The sequence below is a fragment of the Variovorax sp. ISS6 genome (assembly GCF_056523145.1).
Window position 1 is genome coordinate 845109 of sequence record NZ_JAWRZC010000001.1, and the last position, 15530, is coordinate 860638.

Consider the following 15530-nt stretch of genomic DNA (forward strand, 5'->3'; position numbering starts at 1 on the left):
CGTAAACGCTATATCTAGCCCGAGTCTTGCTAAGCAAAATCCTCGACGAATTCCGCGTCACCCCTGATCGAGGACACCGAAGCAATGAAATCCATGCGTCTCAGCCGGTCCCTGGCCGCCATCGCAACGTGCGGCACGGCCGCCTTCCTCGGCGCGACCCTTCCGGCCCACGCTGCCCCGAATCCGCCCATCCAGACCGCCCAGGGCGTCGAATACATGTGCGGCGGCAGCAACAAGGACGAAGCCGCGTTCATGCAGATGGTGTCGCCGCGCTGGGCCGCCACCATTGAACTGGGCATCAACGGCAGCCCCGCGCAGCGCGCGAGCTTCCCGGCCCGCGCCAAGGTCGAGGTGCGCGAGCGCTACACCGGCCGAGCGATCATGGAAGCGCTGTCGCAGGGTCCGTACATGCTCGCGCGGCTCGACCCGGGCGCCTACGAAGTCAACGTCACGCTCGGCGGCCTCACGCTGACGCAGCCGCTGGTGGTGTTCGCGGGCATCCCGTCGAAGGCGACCTTCATGTGGCCGTCGAATTTCGACATGGCCTCGGTGCTGCCGCCGCAGCCCGAAACCCAGGCGATGGCGCAGACCAGCGCCGCGCGCTGAGGCGCCACCGAGCCGCGTCCACGGCCGGCGGCCACCCGCCGCGCCGTTCCCGTTAAGTCCTGTCTAAGCCGTGCGCCGCACAGTGGCGCCGTGGTTTTTCGCCACGAGAGCAAGGAAAGAAAGGACTCACCATGACCCCCCTGATTTCACCGCGCGCGCGGCCCCTGGCCGCCGCCCTGCTGTGCGGCGCCCTCGCGTTCGGCGCGCTCGCCTCCTCGGCCCAGGCTGCGTTCAACCCGCCGATCCGCATGTCGCATGGCATCGAGTACATGAGCGGCGGCATCGGCAGCGACGAGGCGAAGCTGATGGAAACGGTCCTGCCGCGCTGGCCGGCGAGCTTCGAATTCGCGATCAAGGATCACCAGGGCGCGGACTTCGCGGCCGACGTCCACGTCACGGTGCGCGATGGCCGCGGCGTGGCCCTGCTCGACAACGTGGTGGCGGGCGGACCGTTCATGGTGGCGCGCCTCGAGCCCGGCAGCTACCAGGTCGAGGCCACGCTGCGCGGCCAGACGCTCAAGCAGCCGCTGCATGTGGTCTTCGGCGAACCCACCAAGGCCACTTTCCTCTGGCCGGCGGGCACCGACATGGCCGCGGCGGGCACGCGCGCGGTGCAGTAAGCGCACGCAGCCACGGCGGCTCAGGCGCCGGATGCATGCGCTCACCTCGCCGCGGGCGGCACGGCACCCGATATCCGGGCATGCTGCGCTATTGAAAAAATAGCGTTACGGCGACTTGAATGCACGGCATGCGCCTTGCAGATGGCGTGTCCCGGGCAGTGCCCGAACCCATTGCCCCGATGCCGATCCGTCCCCTGAGCGTGCTGACCGCGCTCCTGCATGCCTATATCGCCCTGCGTCTGCTGCCCGCGGCCGCGGGGCTCACGCCGGCCTGGCCGATCGGCCTGCTGGCGCTGGCGGTGTCGGCGCTGACCATCCCGCTGCCCTTCCTGTCGCGGCACGCGCCGCGCAAGAAGCCGCTGCACGGCGCACTGCAATGGACCGGCCTGCTGAGCATGGGCTGGTTCTCGTCGATGTTCGTGCTGACGCTGGCGCGCGACGCCGGCCTGCTGCTGGCCTGGGTCGCGCAGCGCGTGGCCGGCCTCGCGGTGCCGTGGGACACGCTGCGGCCCTGGAGCGCGCTGGCCGTGTTCGGGCTGGCCACGCTGGTCTCGCTGATCGGCTTCGTCAATGCGCGCCGCACCGCGGACGTGAAGCACGTCGACGTGCCGATCCGCGGGCTGCCGGCCGCGCTCAAGGGCTTCACGATCGTGCAGCTCAGCGACATCCACGTCGGCCCGACCATCCGCAACAGCTACATCCAGCGCATCGTCGACGCGGTGAACCGGCTCGGTGCCGACGCGATCGCGATCACCGGCGACCTCGTCGACGGCACCGTGCCCGAGCTGCGCGAGCACATCGCGCCGCTGGCGGGGCTGCGTGCGCGCCATGGCACCTTCGTGGTGACCGGCAACCACGAGTACTACGCGGGCGCCCATGCCTGGATCGACGAGCTGCGCCGCCTCGGGCTGCAGGTGCTGCTCAACGAGCACGTGGTGCTGCAGACGCGCAACGTGCGCGGCGCGCAGAACGACGAGGAAACCTTCGAGAGCCAGCTGGTGCTGGCCGGCGTGACCGACTACACGGCGGGCCACTTCGACGCCTCGCACGAGAGCGATCCGCAGCGCGCGCTCGACGACGCGCCGCCGCTGGTGCACACGCGCGTGCTGCTCGCGCACCAGCCGCGCAGCGCGCCGAAGGCGGCCGCGGCCGGCTTCCAGCTGCAGCTCTCGGGCCACACGCATGGCGGCCAGTTCTTCCCGTGGAACCTGTTCGTGCCGATGCAGCAGCCCTTCACGGCGGGCCTGCACCGGCTGCAGGACATGTGGATCTACGTGAGCCGCGGCACCGGCTACTGGGGCCCGCCCAAGCGCTTCGGCGCGCCGTCCGAGATCACGCTGCTGACGCTGATGCCCGCGCGCGGCTGAGCGCGGCGCTCAGCCCTCGGCCTGCGCGCCGAGCCGCCGCGCGTTGGCGGTCGCCACCGCGTGGATCGGCTTCAATCCCTCGCTCGCGATGCGCGCCGTGCTGTTCGGCCAGCGCTGGGCCGCGTGCGCGGCGCGCGAGGCGGCGCGGATCAGCGCATCGCCATGCTCGGCCGCCTGCGCCGGCGTCACGCTGCCGGCCAGCGAAAGAAAGGCCGCGGCGCCATGCAGGCACTGCTGGCAGATGCGGCTCGCGAGGCCGATCTGGCTGCTGTGCCATTGCCGCGCCATCGCGAAACCCGAGGCATGCGCGGCCTCGAGCTTCTCGTCGCCCATGCGCCGGAATTCGACCAGGTCGTCGGCACTCGGCGCGAGCCCCGCCTGCGCGATGCGCTCGGTGCGCAGGCGGATCACGGTGCCAGACGACAGCAGCATTTCCTGCGTCTTGAGCGCGAGCTCGGTCCATTCGCGCAGCGGCCATAGCGGCCAAGTCGAAAGGCTGGAAGAGGAAAGAGAAGAGGGCGGCATCGTGGAGAGCGCCGAAACGCCTGCGGAGAAGATCGGTCCACTATAGGCCTGCCGCATGGCAATTGCTGCAGTGCAACAAAAACCTGAGCACATTCCGTGGCGTTTTACAGCTTTGGTGACGAAGTCCTAACCATCGGCCTGAAATTCGCGTAGGCGTCAGGCCGGTGACTTCGGAGGCAGGCCTCGGGCCCGGCGCCCGCGCCGCGCGCGCCACTCGGTCGCGAAATAGGCCAGCGTGGCCACCACCAGCGGCAGCAGGTAGTAGAGGCCGCGGTAGGCGAGCAGGGCGGCCAGCAGCTGCGCCTCGGCCACCTGGTGCGCGAGCAGCGCGACGAACACCGCTTCCAGCACGCCGAGCCCCGCCGGCACGTGGGTGATCACGCCGGCCACCGCGGCCACCAGCAGCACGGCCAGCACCTGCGGATAGGCCACCTGGCCCTGCAGCAGCAGCCAGATCACGCCACCGATCAGCGACCAGTTGGCGCACGACAGCAGGAACTGCAGCAGCGCCATGCGCAGGGTCGGCGTGCGCAGCACGTGCCCGCGCACATGCCAGCGCTTCTCGTGCGCGAAGGCGCACACCAGCAGATAGACCGCGGCCAGCACCAGCAGCGCCGCGCCCAGCAGCCGCAACTCCTCGCCATCCACCTTCCATGCCGGCGGCAGGCCCAGCGGCCAGAAGAAGAAGGCGACACCGGCCACCACGAGGTAGCCGATCCAGTTGGTGAGCATGCTGAAGCCCAGCACGCGCGTGATGGTGTCGTTGCGCAAGCCCAGCCGCGAATAGAGCCGGTAGCGGAAGGCCACGCCACCCACCAGCGAACCGAGGTTGAGGTTGAAGGCGTAGCTGATGAAGGTCACGCCCATCACCGTGCCGGCACGCAGGGGGTGGCCCGTGAGGTGGCGCCCCAGCAGGTCGTAGGTGCTGTAGAGCGCGAAGCTGCAGGCCGCGAGCAGACCGGCGCCGAGCAGCGTCGGCAAAGGCAGCGCGGCGATCGCGTCGCCGACCTCGTGCCAGTCGATGGAACGCGCCTGGCTCACGAGCAGCCAGGCCACGAGCCCGAAGAAGCCCCACACCAGCGTTCGCTTGGCCCAGGGCCAGGCGCGGCGCCAGCCGCTGGCGGGCAACGCATGCAGGCGGCCGCCAGCCGCCGCCGTCATGCGGCCTCCGTCGACGCGGGCGCGCCCTCGACCCCGTCGCCGTGGTCACGGCGCCGCCGGTCGCCCATGTCGGTGACTTCCACCGGCTTGAGCCGCGGCACGTGGCGCGGCAGCCAGCCCAGCAACGAGGGATACCAGCGCATCAAGTGGAAGATGAAGAAGCTGCGCACCAGCCGCCAGCCGCTCCATTCGCTCGCGAGGTCGGCCGTGTCGATCTGCTTGCAACTGTGCTGCATCAGGTGGTCGAGCCGTTCGTGCAGCAGCGCGTTGAAGGCCGTGTCGCGCACCACCACGTTGGCTTCGAGGTTGAGTGACAGGCTCAGCGGGTCGAGGTTGCTCGAGCCCACGGTGCTCCAGCGGTCGTCCATCAGCGCGACCTTGCCGTGCAGCGGCCGCTCGCAGTATTCGTAGATGCGCACGCCCGCGTGCAGCAGGTGGTGGTAGAGCATGCTCGCGGCCGTCTTCACGATCGGCATGTCGGGCTCGCCCTGCAGGATCAGCCGCACGTCGACGCCGCGCCGCGCCGCGCGCCGCAACTCCTTGATCAGACGATAGCCCGGGAAGAAGTAGGCGTTGGCGATCACGATGCGCTCGCGCGCGCTGCGGATCGCGGCGCGGTAGTGGCGCTCGATGTCGTTGGTGTGGTGGCGGTTGTCGCGCGTGACGAACATCGCTTCCACATCGCCGGCCACCGTGTCGCCCACGGGCGGCGCCTGCCTGAGCCGGCGCCGGAACCAGCCAGGCCCCTTGCCGCCGACCGCGATCGCGCGCAGCGCGAAATGGTGGATCTGCGCCACGATCGGTCCGGCGAGCTCGACCGCGTAGTCCTGCTTGGCCTTGGGGCCGAAGTCCATCAAGTGGTCGGCCGAATAGTTGATGCCGCCGACGAAGGCGCGCTCGCCGTCGATCACCACGATCTTGCGGTGCATTCGGCGGAACACGTTCAAGCGCTGACCGAGGAAGCGATGACCCGGATCGAACACGCGCACCTTCACGCCGGCCTGGCTCAGTTCCTCGAGGAACTCGCGCGAGAGATCGGGCGAGCCGAAGCCGTCGATCATCAGGTCGACCTTCACGCCGCGCCGTGCCGCCTCGTGCATCGCGGCGTGCAGGTCCAGACCCACCTTGTCCTCGAACAGGATGAAGGTCTCGATGACCACCTCGCGTTGCGCGGCGCGGATCGCCTCGAACACGCGCGGAAAGAACTGCTCGCCGTTCTCCAGCAGCTCGATGCGGTTGCCCGCGACCCAGGGATTGCCGTTGCTCATGGATGGATGCGCCTTCAGAGATCGATCTCGGCCACCAGCGGCGCGTGATCGGACAGGTGCGACCAGGGCCGGCGCGGCAGCACCACCGGCGCGTGCACGCCGGCATTGCGCACGTAGATGCGGTCCAGCGGCAGCACGGGGAAGCGCGAGGGGAAGGTCTTGGCGGCATGGCCGTGCGCGTGCACGAACACCTCGCGCAACGACGCGCCCTCGGCCAGCGTCGCATGCGCGCGGCCGCGCCAGTCGTTGAAGTCTCCCGCCACGATCAGCGGCGCATCGGCCGGCACCTCGTCGCGCACGATGTGGCACAGCAGTTCGAGCTGCTGCTGCCGGTGCGCCTCGGCCAGGCCGAGGTGGGCGCAGATCGCATGCACGTCGACCGTGCGGCCCGGCAGGCGCAGCACGCAGTGCAGCAGCCCGCGCTTCTCGGGCCCGGCCACCGACACGTCGTGGTTGCGGTGGTGCACGATCGGAAACTTCGACAGCAGCGCATTGCCGTGGTGGCCCTTGGGATAGACCGCGTTGCGCCCGTAGGCGAACTGCGGCCACATGGTGTCGGCCAGGAATTCGTAGTGCGGCGCCTCGGGCCAGTTGCTCACGCGGCGCGAATGGCGCGAGTGGGTGCCCAGCACCTCCTGCAGGAACACCACGTCGGCGCCCACGGTGCGTACCGCGTCGCGCAGCTCGGGCAGGATGAACTTGCGGTTGAGCGCGGTGAAGCCCTTGTGCGTGTTCACCGTCATCACCTTCAGCGACACCGGCGCGGCGGCATTGCCGGCGGCCGCCACGGGGGCAGGCGGGTTCGCCGCCGCGGTCGCGGAGTCGGTTTCGGTCGAAAAGATCGTCGGTGGAGAGGACATCGATGACGGTTGTACGTGGCCGCATCCACCCCGCCTGTAGGAACGCGCCACCTTCTCTTGGCGCCGTCCGGCCATCCGACGCGCAGGGCCCGCGACACCTGCGCACCCCGACGGCCGGTTCCTACAGGCAGGCCTGTCCCATCCCCACACGGGCCGCGCGGGGCCACTCCTACGGTGACCTCAGGGCGTCGCGAAAGACGCCCGGGATTTCTCACCTACTCACTACCAGAGACAGAAAAGGACCCGACCATGAAACACGCACAGCAACGACTTCTTCGAGCGACCCTGCTGGCCGGCCTGATGGGCGCGGGCGGCTTCGCGATGGCGCAGACCTCCTCGATGCCCGCCGCGCCCGATCCGGCGGTGGGCGGCCAGGCCAGCACGCAGTCCGCCACGGGCGTGGCCAACCCCACCCAGCGCCCCGACGGCTTCGAGCCGGTGTCGCGCGAGGCCGTGAAGGCCGAGGCGCGCGCCCACAACCGCAACAACACCAACACGCTGGTGCCCAAGGGCGAGGCCAGCACCACGATGAACGGCCAGCCGAACATGGTGATGGCACCGACCGGCGAGCAGTCGCGCTGGGAAGTGAGCCAGCAGACGCGCAAGGTGAAGCCGCACTTCGGCCAGCCGGGCGAACGCCCGGCGGTGCCGACCAACCCGACCGAGAAGACCGGCACGCCCAAGTAAACGGGGTCGCCAACGACAAAGGCCCGCGACGCGCGAAGCGTTGCGGGCCTTTTTTCGTTCACGACCGGCCGCCAGGACCGGTCATGACGGCGGGAGCGGCTCAACCCTTGGCGGGTTGCGCGTCGTGGCCGCCGCGATGGAAACGGTGGCCGTGGCCGCCGAAGTGCATCGTCTCGGCGTCGAAGGTCTTCTGCTGCTCGGGCGTCAGCGCGGCGTAGAAGGACTTCGTGGCGTCGGCGCGCTTGGCGAACATCGCGCTGCGTTCGGCCTGGCGGGCCTGCATGCGTTCGATGCGCTGCGGCGTGGTCAGCTTGGCGAAGTCGGCGCGGGTCATGCGCTGGCCATCGGGACGCGGGCCGGCCGGCTGGGTCGCGCTGGTGTAGCTGGACCAGGCGCTTTCCTGCGAGGCATTGAGCTTCAGCTTGTCCTTGAGGGCCGCGAGGCGCTTGGCGCGGTGCTCCTGCATGCGCTCGAAGCGCTTGGCCGGATCCATGCGCTTGTGCTCGGCGCGGGCCTTGCCTTGCGGTGCCGCGCCGTCCGCCTGCGCCACGGCGGCGGTGGGAGCCGCGGCCGTGGGCGCCGGCGTCTGAGCGAAGGCGCCCGACGATGCGAGGGCAGCCGAGCCCAGCAGGCCGGCCCAGAGGATGCGTTGGCGAAGAGAAATCATGAGAGTGCTTCCTTTCGAAGAACCGCCGCCGATGGGCAGCTGGTGAGACGAAGTGTGGAAGCCTTCTGTAACCCGTCGGTGAGCCCTGCGTGAGCCTGCGTAAAGAATGGTGAATGGGCGGCCGCGGGGCTCGCCGATTTCTTCCGCCGGCTACTTCGGGCGCGGCTTCTTCAGGCCCCGGTCAGGCGACTTGAGCTTGCCGGTGCGCAGCTGCCGCACCGCCTGCGCCACCGCGCGCGCGACGTTGCGCACCTCCTCCTGCACGTCGGCATCGGCATCGAGCGTGTCGTGGCTGGTGGCATAGGGCTCGTAGTAGCCGATGTAGCGGTCGAGCTGCGCTGCGTTGCCCGCATCGATCAATCCCATCCAGTCGAGCCAGTCGCAGAGGTTGCGCCGCACGCTCTCGATGCCGGCCACGTCGCCGTGCACCACCACGCCGTAGGCCCGGCCATCGAGGTGCTTGGGATAGCCCCAGCCCTCGAGCTCGAGCGCCTTGGCCTCCTCGGGCTTCTTGCCGTGCGTGCTGGTGGGGTCGGGGTTGCCGCCGTCGGCGCACACCAGCCGGTCGATCATCAGCTTGAGCGGGCTCGTGGCCTGGTACCAGTGGGCCGGCGTGAGCACGATCACGCCATGCGCGGCGGTCCAGCGCTCGTAGATCTCGTTCATCCAGTCGCCGGTCTGGCGCAGCGAATGGTTGGGATAGCAGCTGCAGGGCCAGTGGCACAGCGGCATCGCGGTCGAGACGCAACCCTTGCACGGATGGATCTCGCGGCCGTAGTCGGAGGTCAGGAGGCTCAGGTCGAGCAGGTCGGTTTTCACGCCGCTGCCCTCGAGCACCTCGCGCGCGATCTGCGTCAGCCGCCAGGTCTTGGAGATCTCGCCGGGGCAGGTGCCGTCGTTGCGCGGCGAGCCGTTGACCAGCAGCACGCGCGAATGACTCTGCGGATCGGCCCATTTCGCGTGCGCCGCGTCGATGCGCGCCTTGGCCTCGAGCCAGTCGACCGAGAGCTCGTAGTCGGGGTCGGCATAGCCGGGCCCGGCCTTGCGCGTGACGGGCGCCTTGCGGCCCTCTTGATAGGCCTCCCAGGCGATCAGCTCGATGCGCCGCAGCGATTCGGACTCGGCTTGGAAGGCCGGATCCTGGAAGTCCTGCATGAAGCGTTCGTGGAACTCGGCGCGCTGCAGCGTGGCGGGCGCCTGTCCTTTTCGGATCGTGGGGGGCATGCGGGCAAGGTAGAAGCCCCAACCGGCCCCGCGCGCCGCCTTCCATGCCGACACGCGGTAGGCGCAGGCCGCACCGCCGCGTCGGCGCCGGCTCAGCCGAAGCGGCCCTGGCGGAAGTCGTCGACCGCCTGCTTGATCTGCTCGGGCGTGTTCATCACGAACGGGCCGTACTGCACGATGGGTTCGTTCAACGGGTGGCCCGCGATCAGCAGCGCGCGCGCCGGGCTGTGGTTGGTCGAGCCGGCGCGCAGCAGCACGCCGTCGCTGCCGGCCTCGTTCGCGAGGATGGCCATGCGCCGCGTCGGCACCTCGCTGCCCGCGATCCACAGCGATTCGCGGAACACGTAGACCAGCGCGTTGTGCGACGGCGGCAGCGGCTGGGCGAACTCGGCGCCCGGCGGCAGCGTGATATCGAGGTACAGCGGCTCGGTGCGCTCGCGCCGCACGGCGCCCTCGATGCCGTGGCTCGCGCCGGCGATCACGCGCACGTGCACGCCCTCGGCGGTGGTGAACTCGGGAATCTCGGCACTCTGGATGTCGCGGTACCAGGGCTCGCGCAGCTTCTCGTCGGCCGGCAGGTTGAGCCAGAGCTGGAAGCCTTCCATCAGGCCCTCCTGCTGCTCGGGCAGCTCGCTGTGCACCAGGCCACGGCCCGCGGTCATCCATTGCACGCCGCCGTTCTCGAGCAGGCCCTCGTGGCCCGCGCTGTCGCGGTGCCGCATGCGGCCGGCGATCATGTAGGTGACCGTCTCGAAGCCGCGGTGCGGATGGTTCGGAAAGCCGCCGACGTAATCGCCGGGGTTGTCGCTGCCGAAGGCATCGAGCATGAGGTAGGGATCGAGCCGCTTCTGCAGCGGCTGCCCGAGCACGCGCGTGAGCTTCACGCCGTCGCCATCGCTGGCCGACACACCGGCCACGATGTGGTCGATGCCGCGCGGCGCGGCCACGGGCTCGGTGGGATGGTGGAGATGATGGTGGTTCGTGTGGGTCATCCGGCCATGGTGGCACCAATGGCCCGACCGCGCCACCCGTGGGGGCGGGCGCTCAGCCTCCGGCCGCGGCCTCGAAGCGCGCGCGCATGTGCTCGGGGTACCACTGCGTGAAGCGGATCGCACCGACGATGGCCGCGACCGTGACCGCGATGCCCACCCACAGCGGCAGCGAGGGCACGTAGACCATCGCCACGTCGGCCAGCACCATCAGCGCGAAGGCCACGGCCCAGGCGGCGGTGATGACCATGTTGATCAGCTTGAAACCCGGCAGCACCCAGATCTCGGGGGGCGTCTGCTCCTTCGCGTACTGCAGGGTGAAGGGCTGGCCGATGGCCATCGAGGCCAGCACCACCAGCAGCAGTCCCGCGTCGACGCGCAGCCGCACGCCGAGCAGCGACCATTCGGTGTGGGTGGCGAGCGCGAACACGGCCAGGCCGCCGAACAGCAGCACGGTGCCGATCTCGAGCACCTTGACCGTGCGCTTGGGCGTGAGCCAGTCGCGCAGCAGCAGCACCGCCGACAGCGCCGCCGCGGCCGAGAGCGCTGGCACCACGCCGAGCAGGCGGTCGCACAGCGCGAAGACGATGAAGGGCGCGAAGGCCAGCAGCATGCTCATGACGACGCTCCGAAGCGGACGGTGGGTTGGGCGTCGGCCAGCGCGCCGGCGCCGGGCACGCTGCTCGCGGCATCGAACCAGTTGCCATGGAAGCCCGCGGGCACGCGGTGCGGCAGCGCGGCGGTGCACAGCGGGCCGTTGGCCACGGCGCGCGCATCGAAGACGGCGAGCTCGCTGGTGTTGGTGGCGCCGCGCCAGATCGTGGCGAGCAGCCAGCCATCGCCTTCCTCGGCCTGCGCCGAGCGCGGCACGAACACGGCCTCCGACATCGTGTCGGGCGCGGGCAGCTTGTAGATGCCGCGCTCGCCGTTGGCATGGTCGACGTGCGCGAGGCCCGCGAAATTGCGCCGCGCCTCGGCCGGTCCCTCGTCCTCGCGCAGCACGTACCAGCCGTGGCGGTAGGGCAGGCCGGCGAAGCGCTCGTCGATGCGCGGGAATTCGCCGGGGCGCGGATCGAGCACGGTGCGCGTGAACTCGCGCGCCGGGTTCGCGAGCTCGAACTGCCAGCGCACCAGGCGCGCGGGCGGATCGCCCGCGCCGATCGGCGAGCCGTCGGGCCGCGGGAACAGCGGCGGGGTGTCGAACTGCATCACGTCGGCGTACAGGCTGCCGTCGGCCTCCCAGGCATTCATCACATGGAACACGTAGCAGGCCGGGCCGCGCCACCAGACGATGTCGGCGCTGCCGCCGCCGCGCGGCATCAGGCCGACGCGGGTGCCGAACTCGGGCTCCCAGGCATAGGGCGGGCGGCCCTGCTGCGCGCGCTCGAGGCTGGCGGTGATCGGCATGATCGGGAACATCACGTGGCCCTCGGTCACCATGAAGTCGTGGACCATGCTGGCATAGGGCGCCTCGAAGCTCTCGAAGCGCGTGACGCGGCCGTCGGCCGCGATGCTGCCGAAGCTCATGCCCGCCGACAGCGGCGCGGGCGTGCCGTAGCCGAAGAACAGCAGCTCGCCGGTGCGCGGATCGGTCTTGGGATGGGCCGTGAAGCTGCCGTGCAGGCGGCCGTCGAGGTCGGTGGCGCCGAGCGTGTCGAGCCCGGGCAGCGTCATCGCGATCGGCAGGTGCGCTTCCTCGAGCGCGAGCATGCGGCCGGCATGGCCGATCACGTTGGTGTTGCCGGTCCCGTCGTCCTCGCGCTTGGGCGCCTCGCCCTCGGTGCTCTGGAAACCGACGCGGCGCCGCTCCTGTCCTTCGACCGTGGCCTGCCAGCGCTGGGTGCGCACCCAGCGGTTGCGGTAATGCACCGCGCCATCGGCGATGTGGAAGGCATGCAGCATGCCGTCGCCGGCGAACCAGTGGGCGCGCGGGTCGGGCGCCACCGGGTTCGGGCCGTTGCGCACCAGCGTGCCGCGCAGGCCGGCGGGCAGCGTGCCCTGGAGCGGCAGCGGACCGACGTCGGTCTCGAAGTCGATCGGGCCCAGGTTGGAAGGCGGGGCGCTGCGGGTGACGGCATCGTTCATCGGGGTTCCTTCGGATCGTCGGCCGGGGCCGGTGTAGGGGTGAAAAAGCGGGGAGGGCTTATCTTTCCAGTGGAAATATCGTCGAGCCATTCAACGAAGTCAAGACATTTTTCCAGTGGTAAGATTTTTGGATGCCTGCTGCCTCCCGTTCGCGCCGTTCCCGTTCCACGGAGCCGGCCACCGCCGAATCTTCGCCGGCCGCGCCGGCCATACCGGCCGAACCCGCCGCGCCGGCCCGTCGCTACCACCACGGCGCCCTGCCCGATGCCTTGCTCGCCGCGGCCGAGACCGTGCTGCAGCGCGACGGCATCGCCGGACTCGGCCTGCGCGCGATCGCGCGCGAAGCGGGTGTCTCGCACACAGCGCCCAAGCACCACTTCGGCGACACCACCGGCCTGTTGAGTTCGCTCGCCGCCGTGGGGTTCCATCGCCTGGCCGACGCGATGCGCACCTCGGCGCCCGAAGGTGCCGACGCCAGCGCGCGGCGCAACGCGATCGGCCGCGCCTACGTGCATTTCGCGCACGGGAACCCGGCGCTGTTCGGGCTGATGTTCCGCACCGAGAAGATCGACATGCTGCATCCCGTGCTGGGCGCCGCGGCCGCCGAGGCGATGCGCGTGATGGCCTCGATCATCGGCGGCGCGCCGCGGCTGCCCGACAGCCCGCCCACCTCGCTGAGCAATGCCGAAGCCATGCAGATGACCTCGGCCTGGGGCTATGTGCACGGGCTCGCGGTGCTGCTGATCGATCACCGGCTGCGCGGCATCCTCAAGCTCGCGCCGGGCTTCGACGATCCGCTGGCGCTGGTCGACGCGGCGCTGGACGAGGTGCGTTTCGGGCTGGAGCTCGAGCCGCGCGGCTGAGCCTGCCGCTTCAGGTCGAAGGCTGCCAGTAGCGGTACTGCCAGCGTGTCTCGAAACCGGCGCGCCGGTACAGCGCCAGCGCGGGATCGTTCTGCGCCTCGACCTGCAGGAACACCTTGTCGAACCCCCGCTCGAGCGCCACCCGCGCCAGCCCCGCGAGCACGCGCCCGGCCAGGCCGCGGCCGCGCTGCGCGGCGTCGGTGCGCATGCCGTGCACGCTGGCCCAGCCGTGGCCGAAGGCCATCGCGCCCGCGGCCACGGTGCGGCCGCCTTCGCGCACGCTCGCATAGAGCGAGCCCTGGGCACGCGCCAGCACGCGCACGCGGTGGGCGCCATCGACGGGATCGAAACCCTCGCCGAGGAACAGCGCCGCCCAGGCCTCGTCGGGCACGGTATCGACCTCGGCCGGCAGCGCGCCGGCCGGTGCCACGGCCTGCATCCGCCGCAAGGTGGTGGTCTGCACCAGCGTGGGCCTGGCGCCGCGATAGCGCCGGGCTTCGAGCTCGGCGCGCAGGCCGTCGAAGCAGGCGAGATCGGCCAGCCGCAACATGGGCGGAAGCCCCTGCGCGGCATAGCGCTGCTCGATCCGCTCGAGCGTGCCTTCGGCCGCCGGCGCATGGCGCAGCGGCACGGCCGAGCGGGCACGCGAGACCGTGCCGTGGTCGAAGGGCAGCAGCCAGCCCTCGATGTCGCCGAGCGCATCGGGCGACACGGCCGCGACCGTGGCACGCTCGATCGCTTCGACCTCGGCGCTCATGGATTGGGCTCCGGCGGCGCGAACTTCGCGCTGGCCACGCTCTTGAGCAGCGACTCGCGCTGGTTGCGGCTGATGCCGCGCACGCCTTCGGCCACCCACTTCACGCGGTCGGGATCGATGGCGCCGTCGCGTCGCCACTGCTCGAGCACCGCCTGTGGCTTGTGCAGCATGGCCGCGAGCCAGACCGCCTGTGCGGGCTCGAGGCTGCGCGCGCTGCGCTTGAAATAGCGCTTGGCCGCAGCTTCCGCGCCACAGAGGTTACCGCCCCAGGGCGCGTTGTCGAGGTAGAGCTGCAGGATGCGCGCCTTGCCCAGCGTCTGCTCCATCTCGACCGCGTAGAGCAGCTCGCGCAGCTTGCGTTCGGCCGTGCGTTCGCTGCCGGTCGCCAGCAGCTTCGCGAGCTGCTGCGTGAGCGTGCTGCCGCCGCGCTTCTGCGCGCCTTCCTTCTGGTTGTTGTCGATCGAGGCCAGGATCTCGGTCAGGTCGTAACCGGCGTGGGTGAAGAAGCGCTGGTCTTCCGCGGCGATGACCGCGCGCGCGAGCCAGCTGTCGTTGGTCAGCCTGGCCGAGGGGCCGCAGCTGGTGCGCGCGCCCAGCATGGCCTCGGTGCCCAGGCCTTCGACCGTGAACTGGCTGATGGTGGGCAGCACCGAGAAGGTGGCTTCGGGCAGCACGACGTGGCCGCGCAGCGCCAGCGTGCCGCCGATGCGCGCGCGCTGCAGCTCGGGCAGGCCGGGCACCAGCACCGCGTACCAGCGCGCGATCGGCGCGTCCTGGATGTCGACGCTGAGCTGCAGGTTCTTCGGCGCCAGGCGGCCTTCCCACTTGCCGTGCAGCGTGGCGGCGGGATCGCCCGCGGGCGATCCCTGCGGCGTGGCGCCGAGCGTGCCGTTGAGCGTGTTGCCGTCGCGGCGCACCGTGGCCACCAGCTGCTGCACGCGGATCGGCTGCGCGCCCAGCGCCGGCAGCTCGACGCTGCATGGCGCGCAATGCAGCTCGAGCAGTTCGTCGGCCGCCTTCCAGGCGAAGCGCACCGTGCCGTGGCCGGTGTCGAGCGAGCGGCCGTCGAGCCAGGGCGCGAACCAGGGCGAGGTGGCGATGCGCACCGCGGTCGGCACGCCGGTCTCGAAGGCGAATGGGCCGGCCTTCACCGTGGTGCGCCATTCGCCGGGCGCGGGGGCCAGCGCCAGCTTGACGATCAGGAAGATCGCCACGCCAGCCGTGATCACCAGGGCCAGCAGGCCGAAGAGGAAGAATCGAAGGGTCTTTTTCAGCAACGGGTTCACATCGGTCTCGCCACGGTGACGGCTTGCCACGGTCCGTTCGACCGGCCGCTGGCTGCCGCCCAGTACCAGGCTGAAGTGTCGGTGAAAGCGGCGCCATCGGCGTCGACGATGCGCTCGCAGACGCGTAACTTTTGCCCACCGTGCCGTTGCGCAACAAAACAGCGCCACAAATTCGACTCGCCGGCCTGCACCTGGTGCTCCAGCCGCTCCTGCGCGATGCGATAGCCGAGCGCGCGGTAGCAGTCGGCCGCCGGATGCAGCATGCGCGTGGGCTGGCGCACCTCGCGCATCACCAGGGTCTGGCGGCCGTCGGTCATGCGGCCGATGGCGCCCGGGAAGCGGTCGGCGAAGCGCTGCTCCACCTCGCTGAGCGCGAGCGGACGCAGCGCGGCGCCCTCCCATTCGCGCGGCCATTCGATCGTGGCCGCCACTGGCTCGGCTTCCCTCGGCGTGCGCAGCGCGGCGGCGGTCGACCACAGGATGCACAGCAGCATGGCGGCGGCGAACAGCGTCTTGTGACCCATGCGGTTGATGAAATGGTTCGCGAACAAGCGCTCGAACATGT

17 protein-coding genes are annotated in these 15530 nt (G+C 70.4%); 5 read left to right on the plus strand and 12 right to left on the minus strand.

All coding sequences use genetic code 11. The annotated features are described in order from the left end of the window. The first annotated feature begins 84 nt into the window (after positions 1-84). From AC1HIL_RS03855 to AC1HIL_RS03865, 3 genes are all read left to right on the plus strand, one after another. Positions 85-606, plus strand: a complete 522-nt coding sequence (locus AC1HIL_RS03855; RefSeq protein ID WP_057591852.1) for a hypothetical protein — start codon at positions 85-87, stop codon at positions 604-606. Between the two features lie 131 nt (positions 607-737). Beyond that, a complete protein-coding gene (locus AC1HIL_RS03860; RefSeq protein WP_057591851.1) occupies positions 738-1226 on the plus strand; it encodes a hypothetical protein in 489 nt (162 codons plus the stop codon). 119 nt (positions 1227-1345) lie between these two features. Then, entirely contained in the window at positions 1346-2593 is a 1248-nt protein-coding gene (locus tag AC1HIL_RS03865) for a metallophosphoesterase (protein WP_479671187.1), read from the plus strand. A 9-nt stretch (positions 2594-2602) separates the two neighbouring features. Here the strand turns inward: AC1HIL_RS03865 and AC1HIL_RS03870 are convergent, their stop codons facing one another. The 4 genes from AC1HIL_RS03870 to AC1HIL_RS03885 all read right to left on the minus strand — a co-directional run bounded on the left by AC1HIL_RS03870 (position 2603) and on the right by AC1HIL_RS03885 (position 6290). Continuing rightward, positions 2603-3118 (minus strand): polyhydroxyalkanoate granule-associated phasin, encoded by a 516-nt coding sequence (locus AC1HIL_RS03870; RefSeq protein ID WP_057591849.1) that lies wholly within the window; start codon positions 3116-3118, stop codon positions 2603-2605. Positions 3119-3274: 156 nt separating this feature from the next. Further along, positions 3275-4279, minus strand: coding sequence for a lysylphosphatidylglycerol synthase domain-containing protein (locus AC1HIL_RS03875; RefSeq protein WP_479671188.1), 1005 nt, complete (start codon positions 4277-4279; stop codon positions 3275-3277). Continuing rightward, the gene (gene clsB, locus AC1HIL_RS03880; protein ID WP_479671189.1) at positions 4276-5547 is read right to left on the minus strand and encodes a cardiolipin synthase ClsB; all 1272 of its coding nucleotides are present in this window, start codon (positions 5545-5547) and stop codon (positions 4276-4278) included. Before clsB ends, AC1HIL_RS03875 begins: the two co-directional genes overlap by 4 nt. Before the next feature lie 14 nt (positions 5548-5561). Continuing rightward, complete coding sequence (locus AC1HIL_RS03885) at positions 5562-6290, minus strand: endonuclease/exonuclease/phosphatase family protein (RefSeq protein ID WP_172705372.1); 729 nt, start codon at positions 6288-6290, stop codon at positions 5562-5564. Positions 6291-6656: 366 nt separating this feature from the next. Between AC1HIL_RS03885 and AC1HIL_RS03890 the strand changes: the two genes are divergently transcribed. Next, positions 6657-7094 carry a hypothetical protein gene (locus AC1HIL_RS03890; protein ID WP_057591845.1) on the plus strand — a complete coding sequence of 146 codons (438 nt, stop codon included), beginning with the start codon at positions 6657-6659 and terminating at the stop codon, positions 7092-7094. Between the two features lie 100 nt (positions 7095-7194). On the opposite strand, the gene AC1HIL_RS03895 is transcribed toward AC1HIL_RS03890, so the two are convergent. The 5 genes from AC1HIL_RS03895 to AC1HIL_RS03915 form a co-directional block, all read right to left on the minus strand. Continuing rightward, positions 7195-7761, minus strand: a complete 567-nt coding sequence (locus tag AC1HIL_RS03895; RefSeq protein WP_479671190.1) for a Spy/CpxP family protein refolding chaperone — start codon at positions 7759-7761, stop codon at positions 7195-7197. A 150-nt stretch (positions 7762-7911) separates the two neighbouring features. Beyond that, positions 7912-8985, minus strand: coding sequence for a flavodoxin family protein (locus AC1HIL_RS03900; protein ID WP_479671191.1), 1074 nt, complete (start codon positions 8983-8985; stop codon positions 7912-7914). A 92-nt stretch (positions 8986-9077) separates the two neighbouring features. Continuing rightward, positions 9078-9977 (minus strand): pirin family protein, encoded by a 900-nt coding sequence (locus tag AC1HIL_RS03905; RefSeq protein WP_057591842.1) that lies wholly within the window; start codon positions 9975-9977, stop codon positions 9078-9080. Positions 9978-10029: 52 nt separating this feature from the next. Beyond that, on the minus strand, positions 10030-10593 hold the full coding sequence (locus tag AC1HIL_RS03910) for a hypothetical protein (protein WP_057591841.1): 564 nt from the start codon (positions 10591-10593) through the stop codon (positions 10030-10032). After that, positions 10590-12059, minus strand: coding sequence for a carotenoid oxygenase family protein (locus tag AC1HIL_RS03915; RefSeq protein ID WP_479671193.1), 1470 nt, complete (start codon positions 12057-12059; stop codon positions 10590-10592). The genes AC1HIL_RS03910 and AC1HIL_RS03915 overlap by 4 nt, the downstream gene beginning before the upstream one ends. A gap of 131 nt (positions 12060-12190) precedes the next feature. Between AC1HIL_RS03915 and AC1HIL_RS03920 the strand changes: the two genes are divergently transcribed. Continuing rightward, positions 12191-12922 (plus strand): TetR/AcrR family transcriptional regulator, encoded by a 732-nt coding sequence (locus AC1HIL_RS03920; RefSeq protein WP_479671194.1) that lies wholly within the window; start codon positions 12191-12193, stop codon positions 12920-12922. Between the two features lie 10 nt (positions 12923-12932). Here the strand turns inward: AC1HIL_RS03920 and AC1HIL_RS03925 are convergent, their stop codons facing one another. Genes AC1HIL_RS03925 through AC1HIL_RS03935 form a run of 3 tightly spaced genes read right to left on the minus strand, consistent with a single transcriptional unit; the run spans position 12933 to position 15528 of the window. Continuing rightward, positions 12933-13679, minus strand: a complete 747-nt coding sequence (locus AC1HIL_RS03925) for a GNAT family N-acetyltransferase (RefSeq protein WP_479671195.1) — start codon at positions 13677-13679, stop codon at positions 12933-12935. Beyond that, on the minus strand, positions 13676-14965 hold the full coding sequence (locus AC1HIL_RS03930) for a biosynthetic peptidoglycan transglycosylase (protein ID WP_261212120.1): 1290 nt from the start codon (positions 14963-14965) through the stop codon (positions 13676-13678). Before AC1HIL_RS03930 ends, AC1HIL_RS03925 begins: the two co-directional genes overlap by 4 nt. Further along, complete coding sequence (locus AC1HIL_RS03935) at positions 14962-15528, minus strand: hypothetical protein (RefSeq protein ID WP_413764584.1); 567 nt, start codon at positions 15526-15528, stop codon at positions 14962-14964. Before AC1HIL_RS03935 ends, AC1HIL_RS03930 begins: the two co-directional genes overlap by 4 nt. Positions 15529-15530: the final 2 nt, after the last annotated feature.

What these genes read in the sequence shown, in the direction of transcription:
- AC1HIL_RS03855 (WP_057591852.1), top strand. Translation starts at nt 85, where the DNA reads ATGAAATCCATGCGTCTCAGCCGGTCCCTGGCCGCCATCGCAACGTGC.
- AC1HIL_RS03860 (WP_057591851.1), top strand. Translation starts at nt 738, where the DNA reads ATGACCCCCCTGATTTCACCGCGCGCGCGGCCCCTGGCCGCCGCCCTG.
- AC1HIL_RS03865 (WP_479671187.1), top strand. Translation starts at nt 1,346, where the DNA reads ATGCACGGCATGCGCCTTGCAGATGGCGTGTCCCGGGCAGTGCCCGAA.
- AC1HIL_RS03870 (WP_057591849.1), bottom strand. Translation starts at nt 3,118, where the DNA reads ATGCCGCCCTCTTCTCTTTCCTCTTCCAGCCTTTCGACTTGGCCGCTA.
- AC1HIL_RS03875 (WP_479671188.1), bottom strand. Translation starts at nt 4,279, where the DNA reads ATGACGGCGGCGGCTGGCGGCCGCCTGCATGCGTTGCCCGCCAGCGGC.
- clsB (WP_479671189.1), bottom strand. Translation starts at nt 5,547, where the DNA reads ATGAGCAACGGCAATCCCTGGGTCGCGGGCAACCGCATCGAGCTGCTG.
- AC1HIL_RS03885 (WP_172705372.1), bottom strand. Translation starts at nt 6,290, where the DNA reads ATGACGGTGAACACGCACAAGGGCTTCACCGCGCTCAACCGCAAGTTC.
- AC1HIL_RS03890 (WP_057591845.1), top strand. Translation starts at nt 6,657, where the DNA reads ATGAAACACGCACAGCAACGACTTCTTCGAGCGACCCTGCTGGCCGGC.
- AC1HIL_RS03895 (WP_479671190.1), bottom strand. Translation starts at nt 7,761, where the DNA reads ATGATTTCTCTTCGCCAACGCATCCTCTGGGCCGGCCTGCTGGGCTCG.
- AC1HIL_RS03900 (WP_479671191.1), bottom strand. Translation starts at nt 8,985, where the DNA reads ATGCCCCCCACGATCCGAAAAGGACAGGCGCCCGCCACGCTGCAGCGC.
- AC1HIL_RS03905 (WP_057591842.1), bottom strand. Translation starts at nt 9,977, where the DNA reads ATGACCCACACGAACCACCATCATCTCCACCATCCCACCGAGCCCGTG.
- AC1HIL_RS03910 (WP_057591841.1), bottom strand. Translation starts at nt 10,593, where the DNA reads ATGAGCATGCTGCTGGCCTTCGCGCCCTTCATCGTCTTCGCGCTGTGC.
- AC1HIL_RS03915 (WP_479671193.1), bottom strand. Translation starts at nt 12,059, where the DNA reads ATGAACGATGCCGTCACCCGCAGCGCCCCGCCTTCCAACCTGGGCCCG.
- AC1HIL_RS03920 (WP_479671194.1), top strand. Translation starts at nt 12,191, where the DNA reads ATGCCTGCTGCCTCCCGTTCGCGCCGTTCCCGTTCCACGGAGCCGGCC.
- AC1HIL_RS03925 (WP_479671195.1), bottom strand. Translation starts at nt 13,679, where the DNA reads ATGAGCGCCGAGGTCGAAGCGATCGAGCGTGCCACGGTCGCGGCCGTG.
- AC1HIL_RS03935 (WP_413764584.1), bottom strand. Translation starts at nt 15,528, where the DNA reads ATGTTCGAGCGCTTGTTCGCGAACCATTTCATCAACCGCATGGGTCAC.